This window comes from Paenibacillus sp. UNC499MF, from assembly GCF_900107975.1.
In the GTDB taxonomy this organism is placed as follows: Bacteria; Bacillota; Bacilli; order Paenibacillales; family NBRC-103111; genus Paenibacillus_F.
Genome location: NZ_FNVF01000021.1, coordinates 50,726 through 61,974 on the forward strand (window position 1 = coordinate 50,726; position 11,249 = coordinate 61,974).

Consider the following 11,249-nt stretch of genomic DNA (forward strand, 5'->3'; position numbering starts at 1 on the left):
CCACCGGGATGTTTGAATTTCCAAACCTGCGTTCGTTTTTTATTATTTTATCCGAATTCCTGAATCAGCAGACGTATAATGGTAAAATGATAGGAAGGCCTTGGCTGCCCCCGGCTTTTTTTCCTGCCGGTTTCATCTTTTTATTACATGCCGGACCATGCGCAAGCGTGCTCCCGGGCAAGGACTGCCGCCTCTCGGCTGATGCGGCTTTTTTCCAAGGCTGAGGCTTTTTCATCTATCTTTATGGCACGTCTAAAAAATCCTCTATTAGCCAATCCTAAACCAATGGGCAAAACAGGAAAAAATCTGGTACTATGGAGAGATAAGGATACCCCGGAGGTTCAGACGGAATGCTCGAACTGCAAATACCCAAGAACAGAATGAACTACTTGATCAAGCAGATGCAGACCCACATGGACCCCGAGGATATGGAACGGGGTTGGATGTTTCACCACAAAGGCCGTGTAAGCGGCGTGGAGCTTGTGGGAGGGACGGTCGTGCATGCATCGGTACGGGGCAACGACCGCTACCATACCACGATCGATCTGGAAAACTTCAGTGCAGGCGACTGCACCTGCTCGTTCGAAAAACCGTGCAGACACATGGCAGCGGTTATATTTGCCTTGTACGTTCCTCACGGCAGGCCGGAACTGCTCGTTCAAGAGCTGAAGCGCGCCATGACGACGAAGCGGAAGCCCGCCAAGAACGCGGACCGTGAGTCCAAGCGCCGCACTTCCGAGCCTGTGCCGGGAGGCTCTCCCGAAGACTGGCACCGCTTTTTTGAAGCGCAGTATCACGGTTTTTCGATTTCTCATCAATACTCGTTCGATCTGTTTGTCACTTCCGCTTTCGAGCGGTTTCAAGCTTATGCCTCCGGCTGGCCGGACGGCATACGCCTTTTATACGATCTGCACGTGACCTTGTTTGTCATGCACCGCATGGAACAGTTCTTCGGAGATACCAAAAATTCTTACTTATCCGGCTTTCATGAATCCAACGCCAAAACGGCCGCGGCCGACTGCCTGTCCCGGCTGGACCGGCTTCTTGCTTCCCCGGCGCTTCCGGTTTCGGTCAAGGAGCACCCCAAGCGCTGGACCGAAGCGCTGAACCGCCTGGCCTCTCTCGCCCTGCAGGGAAGAGAGGGACCGAACGACTGGCTGTATGCCTACCGTGCGGTATGGTGGGCTCTGCCGAAGAAAGCGGAGTGGATCAAGCGCGAGAAAGAAAAGCTGGATAAACAGCTCCAGAACCGGGAAGAAGGCCGCAGGAACCGTAAGCAGGACGTCCTGCTTGTGGCACGGGCTCATTTTGACCTTATGGAGAACAACACGGACGCGGCGTTCCTTAGACTGGAGGCTCTGCATCAGCGGAGAGCCCGAGATTTTATCCTCTATATGAGGCGCTGTCATGAACGTGCCCAGTGGGAGACCTTGCTGAGCTGGCTGCGTTGGCTCGCTCCGACTATGCAGTCGGCGGCCCAGGACGATTTCCGCCTGCTCTGCCAGTATTGGACGGACGCCGCCAAGCATGCCGATGCGGATGACGAATGGGTTCATATCATGGAGACGCTTCTTCCGCGTTCCTATTATGTTTACACCGGCTATCTGCTCCAGACGAAGCGCTACCGCCAATGGGTGGATCTGCAAATCGCCAACCGGATCGGCCCCCAGAACCTGTACGCCCTGGAGCTGAGATCGGTAGAGGAATCCGATCCGTCCCTCCTTCTCCCCCTGTATCATCAGGCCGTGGAACGGTCCGTGCTGGAGAAGAACCGGACTTCCTATAAAACCGCGGTCCGTCTTCTCAAAAAACTTCACGGCTACTACACGACCCTCGGGCGGAAGCGGGAATGGGAAACATACATTAACCGGCTGTCGGATCACTTTATCCGCCTCCGCGCGTTCCAGGAAGAACTGGAGAAAGGAAGCTGGCTGCCATGATAGAAACGAGTCCGTTGACGGTTCATGCCGTCTGGATGCCGTCCGGAGCCTTCTTCGTGTGGGGAACCCGGGAGAACGGCGGCATCTGGGATGCACAAGATTTGAAGGGCCTGCTTTTTGCCTGGCATGCCCCTTCCTTTTACGGAACCTTTATTGAAACGACGGAATGGGGACACCGCGAAGGCTTGTCCCTGTCCGCATTAACGGCGCTGGATTTTTTCGGCGATCCTCATACGGTGAAGCATCTTTCCATCCGATGGGATACGGACACCACGAATCTCCGGAAGCTCGCTCCCGAAGTTAAGGAAGCGCTTGCCGGAGGACGCTTCGTTCCCGATTACGAGCAGTGGAAGGCGGGCAACCTGAGCTGGAAGCTTCAGCTAGAAGGGGAAGCCGCCGCGTCCGTCACCTCGCAGGCGGAGCTTTGGCTCGACCAGCTCATCCCCGCCTGGATCGAAGCCGACGGCTCCCGCAAAGCGGCGCTCCGCCGGCTCGAAGAGGCGCACCCGCTGCTGCGCCTGGGCACACGTCCTGCCGATACTTGGCTGGACGAAGAGGACTGGCTCGTGTCGATCGGCTGGAAGCACGATCCGACGCCGTTCCGCTCCAGCCTCCAGCTCATGGAACCCGAAGGGGACCCGGACTGGAGGCTGCAGATCCTGCTGCAGGACCGCTCCGACGACACGGTCCTGCGCGCCGTAACTCCGGCAGGCGAGCCGCTGGAAGGCGAGCTGGCCCTGCCGGAGTCCTGGACCGCGGACCTCGGGCGCGTCCCGCGGGATGTCGGCAGATGGCTGCGCCTTCTGCCGTGGCTGAACGCGGCGGACGAAGGAGAGCCGCCGCAGCTCCTCACGCGGCTGAGCGACGAGCAGGCATGGCGCTTCCTCGCCGAAGGCAGCGTGCGCCTCGTGGAGGCGGGCTTCGCCGTCATGCTGCCCCCCTGGTGGGAACGGGCGCGCAAGCTGCGCCCCAAGCTCCAGGCCAAGCTCAAAAATTCGCTTGGCGGCGGAGGCGGCGAGTCGATGTTCGGGCTTACCCAGCTTATGCAGTTTGACTGGCGAGTAGCCATCGACGACTTCGAGCTGAGCGAGGAGGAGTTCCTCCAGCTGCTCGAAGAGAAGCGCAAGCTCATCCGCATCCGCGGCCGCTGGGTTCAGCTCGACCCGCAGTTTCTGCGCCAGGCCGAGGAGCTGCTCGCCAGAGCGGACCGCCAGCAGGGGCTTACCCTGCGCGAGGTGCTGGAGCTTCAGCTGCTGGGCGGCGGCACCGGCGGAGAGGCTGAAGGACCGGCGGATGAAGCCGCCGATCCCGACAACCGGCCGCCTGCGGTCGAGATCGAGCTGACCGGCCAGCTCCGCCGGCTGTTCCAGCAGCTCACGCGCACGGCTGAGCTGCCCCGCATCGATCCCCCGGCTTCGTTCCTGGGGACGCTGCGGCCTTATCAGCTGGAGGGCAGCACGTGGCTGCTCTTCCTGCGGCGCTTCGGCCTGGGGGCTTGTCTTGCCGACGACATGGGTCTCGGCAAGACCATCCAGTACATCACCTATCTTCTTCAGGTGAAGGAAACCGAAGCCCCTGACGCGCCTTCCCTGCTCATCTGCCCGACCTCCGTAATCGGTAACTGGCAGATGGAGCTCCGCCGTTTTGCGCCGAACCTCCGCGTTCACGTTCATTACGGGCCGCAGCGCGCGAAAGGCAGCTTCTTCACGGAATCCGTAGAAGGCGCAGACCTGGTCATCACCTCGTATACGCTTTCCCATCTCGATGAGGAGGAACTGCGCGAGGTGTCCTGGAGCTCTATCTGTCTGGACGAGGCACAGAACGTCAAGAACCCGTACACGAAACAAGCGGCCGCTATCCGCAGTTTCTCGGGCCTTCACCGGATCGCCCTGACGGGAACACCGATGGAAAACAGGCTGACGGAGCTGTGGTCCATCTTCGATTTCCTGAATCCCGGCTATCTCGGTACGCTCACGCAGTTTACCCGGCGGTTCGTCACGCCGATCGAGAAGTCCCGCGACTCCGGCCTTATATCCGGCGTACAGCGCCTCGTGCGGCCTTTCCTGATGCGGCGCATCAAGAAAGACCCCGCCATTCAGCTTGATCTTCCGGAGAAGAACGAGTCCAAGACGTTCGTGACGCTTACGGCCGAGCAGGGTACGCTCTACGAGCATTACATTCGCGACCTCTTCGAGAAAGTCGACGCGATGTCTCCTATGGAGCGCAGAGGGCATATTCTCGCCGCTTTGACCAAGCTCAAGCAGATCTGCAACCATCCCGCGCTCATTATGCGCGAGGGACCGCGCACTGACTGGCGCAACCGGTCCGGCAAAGTGGAGCGTCTGCTCGACATGGTGCAGGAACTGCGCCAGCAGGGCGATAAGTGCCTGATCTTCACTCAATTCGTGGAGACGGGTCATCTTCTTCAGGAAATTTTGCAGAGCGAGCTCGGCGAGTCCGTCTCCTTCCTGCACGGAGGCACTCCGCGGCAGACGCGGGATGCGATGATCGCCCGTTTTCAGAACGCGGAGCTTCCTCTGGAAGAGCAGTTCTCCGTCTTTCTGCTCTCGCTTAAAGCGGGCGGAACGGGTCTCAATCTGACGGCCGCCAATCACGTCTTTCATTTTGACCGCTGGTGGAATCCCGCCGTGGAGAACCAGGCGACGGACCGTGCTTTCCGGATCGGGCAGACGCGGGACGTGCAGGTGCACAAATTCGTTACGCTCGGAACGCTGGAAGAGAAAATCGATGAAATGATCGAGAGAAAGCTCGGCCTGAGCGAGCAAATTGTGGGCAGCGGGGAGAATTGGATTACGGAGCTGTCTACGGACGAGCTGCGTGATCTGCTTGCTTTGCGGATGGAATGGATGAATGGGTGAAATGGTAAAAAATGCTATAACTTTTCCCACATTGGTGGTATACTAAAGTTACAATAGACTAGGCATTTTCAAGGGTGGTCGGCTAACCTTCTCGAGTAGGAGGTGATGCCCTGTGGAAGTTAAAGACGCTTTGACGCTTATGATCTCATTTGCGAGCTTAGTGGTTCTCATTCTTTCACAGAAGAAGAAATAGACCTCCCTTGGGCAACCGGCCTTGGAGGTCTATCTTCGTCACACCATATGCAGCTGATCACCCTTGAAGGGCGAGCTATTGAAAAAGACCGCAGATGCCCCCGCATCCGCGGTCTTTTTGGCATGGAGAACGGTACAGCTTATGCATAAAAATACAGAAGTGCCACGGCTGCGGCACACACATAATCCATCTATACGTTAGTTACCCGTATTTTAACACAGTGCATCGGCAAAACAAAATCAATTCTTCCTTAATTCCCTGAAACGGGGTCGGCATTACGGCTTGGCCTACTTCCATTTTACCCCATATCTCTCTGGAGAACAATGACGAAAAGCACACTCGTTTTATGCAGGATTTGGTCTTTTCATGTCGAATGTGGACTAATGCTGGATTTTTCCAGAATTATTTTCAGAAACCAGGTGAACGCATGAAATTCAACCGCTCCCGCTTATCTCTTTCGTACGTGATTGCCATCGTTCTGCTGCTTGCTCTCGTCGGAACTTCCAGCTATATTTCCTCCTTGAATATGGAGCGGCAGAGCGATGCGGTTATGGAAGATGCCATTCCCGTCATCTCGGCGGCCAGCAATCTTCTTCAAGACCTGCTCAACCAGGAAACGGGCATACGCGGCTATCTGATCTCCGGCGATGCGAAATATCTGGAGCCATACGAAGACGGCAAAGCTGCCCTTCAGAAAGATCTGGGAGTCATTCGCACGCTGGAAGCGGGTCATGACGATCTCCGCCTTCTTATACAGACTCAAGTAAATCCGCATATTCAGAAAATGCTCGCGTTCTACGCTTCCCAAATCGAGCTTGTGCAGGCCGGCAAGCTGGAAGAAGCCCAGGGACGCATCAATATCGGCAAACAGTACATGGACCAGTACAGAACCCTGCACCTTAGCATCCTGGAAGTGTTAAACAAAATCAGCGACTCTTCCCACGACTCCATCAAAAGAGCCGGCTCCGTCTCGCGGATGATCATTTTGAGCGGCGGCATTCTGGGTATCCTGATCGGAATCTGGTCGGGCCTGATCCAGCTGCGCGCCAGCCGTGCGGAAGCCCAGCTTCGCAAGAGCGAGGAAACCTACCGGTTCATGGCGGAAAGTCTGGAAGCCCAGAACGAGGAAATTATCGCCCAGCAGGAAGAGCAACAGATTACGCTGGCCAAGCTGTCCGACCGCGAGCGGGAGCTGGAGCTGATTTCGAATTATCAGGAGAAGCTGACCGGCTTCACTGAATTGAAGCAGTTTCTGCAGCATTCGATTCCTGCCCTTCTCGTCTCCGTCAGCTATGACGCCGCCCTTGTCGTCCTGAAAAGCAAAGAGGCCGAACTCTACGAAGTCCTCTTCTCCAGCGGGTACCCGCGCAGCTTCGCCTCCAGAGCTCAGAGCGAGCTTTACGGCGCGTCCCAGCGGGTGTTCGACGAAGGCTGTGCCTTTGTCCAAAAGCGGGAGGCTACCGAGGCGGAGCGGGGATTCCATGACGGCATTTCCGTTGCCGTCGATCATTATTTCCCTCTGCAGGACGACCGGCAGCAGGTGATCGGCTTCCTGCTCCTGACCAACTTCCACGGCTTAGACCGGCATGAAGAGAAGGAGCGGCTGACGCTGGGTCTGATCCGACAGTTCGATCTGGCCTTCTACGCCCAGATTATGAACGACGAGCGCCGCAAGCAGGCTGCTCATTTGGAAGAGCTTAACGATCAGCTCATTCTGGAGAAGCAGTATATCGAGTCGCAGCGCGATCTTATCGAGGGGATTCTGGAGGCGGCGCACGAAGGCATGATGATGTGCGACCGGAACGGTAAAATTCTGATCGCCAACAATCAGATGCATCAATTTTTCCGGCTGGATGAGCAGATCGGGCATGACTTCGTGGATTCCTGCCGTGAAATCGCCGCGGCTTCAAGCGGGTTCACCGGCGTTTCGCAGTCCATTAAAGCGCTGTTTGACGGCGACATCAACCAGCTTAACGAACGCTTCACCTTTATGAACGGAGAAGAGCCGCAGTTCACGGAAATTTACGCCACCTCGGTCGGCGAGAACGACAGCGATGAGTCCGGCTATCTGTTCGTCTTCCGTGACCGGACGGAGGAAGAACGCATCGACGCGATGAAGAACGAGTTCGTCAGTATCGTCTCTCACGAGCTTCGCACACCGCTGGCCAGCGTACTCGGTTTCATCGAGATTCTCATCCATCGTGAGCTTCCGCGGGAGAAGCAGCAGAAATACCTGGATACCATTTTTAAAGAAGCTACGCGTCTCGCCAACCTCATTAATGATTTTCTCGATCTCCAGCGGATGGAATCCGGCCGCCAGGTGTATCATTTTGCCCCGGTGGAGATGAAAGAGCTCGTTAACGATATCGTCGAGAAATGGCAGGACAAACAAAACCATGACATTACGGTATCCACCCTTTCACCCGCGGAAGTTTGGGTGCGCGGGGATAGCGACCGGCTCCGTCAGGTCGTTCAGAACCTGCTCAGCAATGCGATCAAATATTCGCCGGGTGCGGAACGGGTAGATCTGCAGATCCGCGAAAGCGGCGGTTCTGTTTTCATTGATGTGACCGACTACGGGCTCGGAATTCCGGAAGAGGCGAAGGAGCATCTTTTCTCCAAGTTCTACCGGGTGGATAACTCCGATCGCAGGCAAATCGGCGGCACCGGATTAGGACTCGCTATCGTTAAAGAAATCGTGGAAGGCCATCAAGGCAAGCTCACCTTCACTTCCAAGATGGGTAAGGGATCGACGTTTACCGTCGAGCTGGTTCCGTTTGAGATGGTCTCGCTCAACAATAAAATCGTTATTTTCGAGGACGACGATAACCTGGCCAAACTGATCCAGGTCGCACTTGCCAAGCTTCAGCTTCCTTCGGTTCAGCTCCGCTCTGCGGAGGAGGGCATTCTCTCCCTGAATCGTAAAACGACGGAAACGCCCCTGCTCTTCATCGTCGATATTCATCTGGAAGGCAGCCTGACGGGATGGGATTTCATTTCGGAGCTTTATCATCATCCCGTTTATAACCGGACACCTGTCATTGTTTCCACCGCTTTGGAGCCGCCTCTCGATTATCACGAGAAGGATATCGAGAAGTTCATGCGGAAGCCGTTCACCATGGAAAGACTCATTCAGGTTGCACAAGACCTTCTCAGCAACAGGGACAAGCCTTCCTATGTCTTTCCGTCGCAGGACCGCAATCTGATCAGCTCTTCCTTGAAACGTAACGGAATCAAAGTGCACGATATCAAAGTAAATGCGGACACCATTGAATTCGAGATTGAAACGGAAGACGAAGATGGTAAAAAGTAATCCCGGCTTTGCATGTTAAAAGAAATAAAAAGAAGCTATCCCTTTAATAAGGTGATAGCTTCTTTGTGTTTGATCTGTCAGTCGTTAATTGTACGCAGGCTGCGTTCAGATCTATTTTCGCGGCCAGCCTGGGCAAATTTTAAAGACTCATCTGTTTCGGATTTGCTCTCTGGATGCCTCATCTTTACTGCGATTCTAGAGGTTACACTCTATTGCTCTGTATTGCCCTTATCCACTTTGCCTTTCTTGGCCGGTTTGATCCGTTTCTCCGGTTTGTCCGACTTCTGCCGTTTCTGTTTCGGGTGTTTGATCTTTTTGTTCCTAACCTCTTGGTCACTGGCTTCGTGGTCCGCAGATGCATCTCTCTCCACCGTAAACTTGCCTGACAGTTCCTGAAGCTCAGAGGCTAACCGGGTAAGCTCGGATGCCGAAAGAACGATTTCTTTCATGCCCGCGTGCTGCTCTTCCGTGGAACGGGACATGCCGTTCATTTTACCAAGCGAATCTCTGGAAATTTGAACGGTTTCCTGCATGGAAGCCGCAACTTCTTCCGTACCGGCCGAAATTTGCTGCGCCGCCGCAGAAACCTCCTGGATTTGTCCGTTAATCGAAGACACGGTCCCGAGAATATCCTCGAACACCCGGTCCGTATTGCGTACCTGCTCTACACCCCGGTCCACTTCGGCTTTTCCGTGTGACATCGATGCGGCAGCCTGTTTGGTCGCCGACAGTACTTGTTTGATCGTATCGTTGATCTGGACCGTTGCCCCGGAGGTTTGTTCCGCAAGATTTTTCACCTCTTGCGCAACTACGGCAAAACCTCTTCCGTGCTCGCCCGCGCGTGCCGCCTCAATAGAAGCGTTTAAAGCAAGCAAATTCGTCTGTTTGGCGATTTCCGATATAAACCCGACTACTTGGTGAATACGGGCTGAGCTTTCCTCCAGCGCCTTTATAGTCTGGGAAGTCGCTTCCACGGCTTCGCTTGCCTGGCTGATTTGGTGAATGGCCTCCTGCATGTCCCTGGAGCCTTGGTTTACCCTTTGCACGGCTCCCTGTGCCACTTCCGACACTGTAGAGGCGGAATCCGCAATTTTGGTCACACCGGCCGCCATTTCATTCATGGCCTCCGTTGTTTGTTCAGCCGTTTCAAATTGGGCCTCCGCCCCTTTAACCATAACCAGGACGGTCTGATTCACATTCTGGGAAACATCTGCCGATTGGGTGGCAATAGCACTTAACTGCTGGGAAGAAGCGGCCATATGCTCGATCGCCATGCTTAACTTCTGGAGAAGTGCGGAGAAAGAATTCAGCATCTCGTTGATATTTCGCTGTACATCCCCCAACTCATCCTGCGATTGCACCTTTAATCTTCTGGACAAGTCTCCTCCGGCAATCCGTTTCATCATAGCGGAAATACCGAGAAGGGGCCTTAAAATAAACGTAGACAGCCAAATAGCCGCGGCTACTACCACAATAGCGGATATGAGAACGATGATTTTGGCTACGAAGTTGACTTGATCAACCTGTGAGTAAATTTCATCCGAGTTTCCCGTCACGACTAAGCGCCAACCGGGAACCTTAATTTCTTCGAAAGCCGCAACCTTATTCGTATTGTCTTTTTCCTTATAAGCCACTTGTCCCTGTTCTTTAACAAGCACCGTCTTGTTGAAAAGCTCCAGTCTTTCCGGCGTCGCTATATCCGATAAAGGCTTACCGATCCTATCCAGCTGCGGATGAACCATATAGATGCCTTCTTTTGACATGAGATACGCATATCCGGTTTCCCCAATCTTCACCTTGTTTACCTGATTAATCATCCGGCTCGGATTTATGGAGGTTTGCAGCATTCCTGCGAATTGCCCATCCGTCCCTATAACAGGTGCGCTGACTTTCAAAGAATATTGGTTGGAACTGGCGTCCTTCACGATATCGGAAACAACCCGTTTCTTCGTCTCTTTAATGCTCTTGAACGTCTCGTTATCGGCGAGACTGCTCTTCTTGCCGTTCTGGTCGACCGCTTGTCCCTCTTTATCCGCGAACAGAGCGATCTTTACCTCCGTATCGTTTTCCGACATCGTTTTAAGAACCGCAATTCTCTGAGCTTCCGTCTGCGTACCAAGTTCCGTATGGTTTTGGATCACACTCTGAACCGTAGAAACTTTCTGCACAAGCGTTGACGATATGTAATCGGCCGTATAGGTGGTTATCTTCGTTTGATTCTCCTCAATGCTCTTCCGAAGTACCGATGTGAATTGATTACTGAGGAAATACTCCGAGACAAGCAGCGGAACCAAAGCCATAATTAATAAAAGAAGCGGGATCTTCACCTTCAACGAATTCCGGTTCAATCCTTTAAAGCTTTTCGTTAGCATTTGTTTTTTCATCTCTTTAATCCCCCTCTTTCTGTATAACGTCTATGTATTTGCCTAAAAGAGATGACATCTAGTACTATGTCCTAATCAATTATATCGGTTTAATTGGGTTAAAAGTTTTGAACAACGGTCAAAAAAACCACATAAAATTTACATCAAATAACACGGCAAGTCAGCTTTTCACACAGTAAAATCCTAGAAAATCCGATAATAAATCTATGATAACCCTTTCATTATTCGTTTTTAAAAATATGCAACTTCCGAAGCATGCTATATAAAAGAGGCTGTTAAAGAAAAGAAACAGCAAAACGCCCTGGGTACTGAGCAAATCATCATGTTTAAAAAAGTGATAACAAAAGAAGCGCAGATCCTGTAAGATCTGCGCTTCCTGTGACGTCCCAGGAGGGATTCGAACCCCCGACACACGGCTTAGAAGGCCGTTGCTCTATCCAACTGAGCTACTGGGACAGACGTATCGGGACGACACGATTTGAACATGCGACCCCCTGGTCCCAAACCAGGTGCTCTACCAAGCTGAGCTACGTCCCGAAA

5 protein-coding genes and 2 tRNA genes are annotated in these 11,249 nt (G+C 53.8%); 4 read left to right on the forward strand and 3 right to left on the reverse strand.

Features of this window, described 5'->3' with window-relative positions; all coding sequences use genetic code 11:
• Positions 1-350 precede the first annotated feature (350 nt).
• The 4 genes from C4S74_RS24785 to C4S74_RS24795 all read left to right on the forward strand — a co-directional run bounded on the left by C4S74_RS24785 (position 351) and on the right by C4S74_RS24795 (position 8,325).
• The gene (locus C4S74_RS24785) at positions 351-1,940 is read left to right on the forward strand and encodes an SWIM zinc finger domain-containing protein (RefSeq protein WP_103997989.1); all 1,590 of its coding nucleotides are present in this window, start codon (positions 351-353) and stop codon (positions 1,938-1,940) included.
• Positions 1,937-4,819 (forward strand): DEAD/DEAH box helicase, encoded by a 2,883-nt coding sequence (locus C4S74_RS24790; protein ID WP_103997990.1) that lies wholly within the window; start codon positions 1,937-1,939, stop codon positions 4,817-4,819. Before C4S74_RS24785 ends, C4S74_RS24790 begins: the two co-directional genes overlap by 4 nt.
• Positions 4,820-4,931: 112 nt before the next feature.
• Entirely contained in the window at positions 4,932-5,012 is an 81-nt protein-coding gene (locus C4S74_RS27290; RefSeq protein WP_219819079.1) for a putative holin-like toxin, read from the forward strand.
• Between the two features lie 427 nt (positions 5,013-5,439).
• Complete coding sequence (locus tag C4S74_RS24795; protein ID WP_103997991.1) at positions 5,440-8,325, forward strand: ATP-binding protein; 2,886 nt, start codon at positions 5,440-5,442, stop codon at positions 8,323-8,325.
• 209 nt (positions 8,326-8,534) lie between these two features.
• Here C4S74_RS24795 and C4S74_RS24800 read toward each other — a convergent pair whose 3' ends face one another.
• The 3 genes from C4S74_RS24800 to C4S74_RS24810 form a co-directional block, all read right to left on the reverse strand.
• A complete protein-coding gene (locus C4S74_RS24800) occupies positions 8,535-10,709 on the reverse strand; it encodes a methyl-accepting chemotaxis protein (RefSeq protein ID WP_103997992.1) in 2,175 nt (724 codons plus the stop codon).
• A 382-nt stretch (positions 10,710-11,091) separates the two neighbouring features.
• Positions 11,092-11,165: transfer RNA gene (locus C4S74_RS24805), tRNA-Arg, on the reverse strand.
• Positions 11,166-11,172: 7 nt separating this feature from the next.
• A tRNA-Pro gene (locus C4S74_RS24810) sits at positions 11,173-11,246 on the reverse strand.
• Between the last annotated feature and the right edge of the window lie 3 nt (positions 11,247-11,249).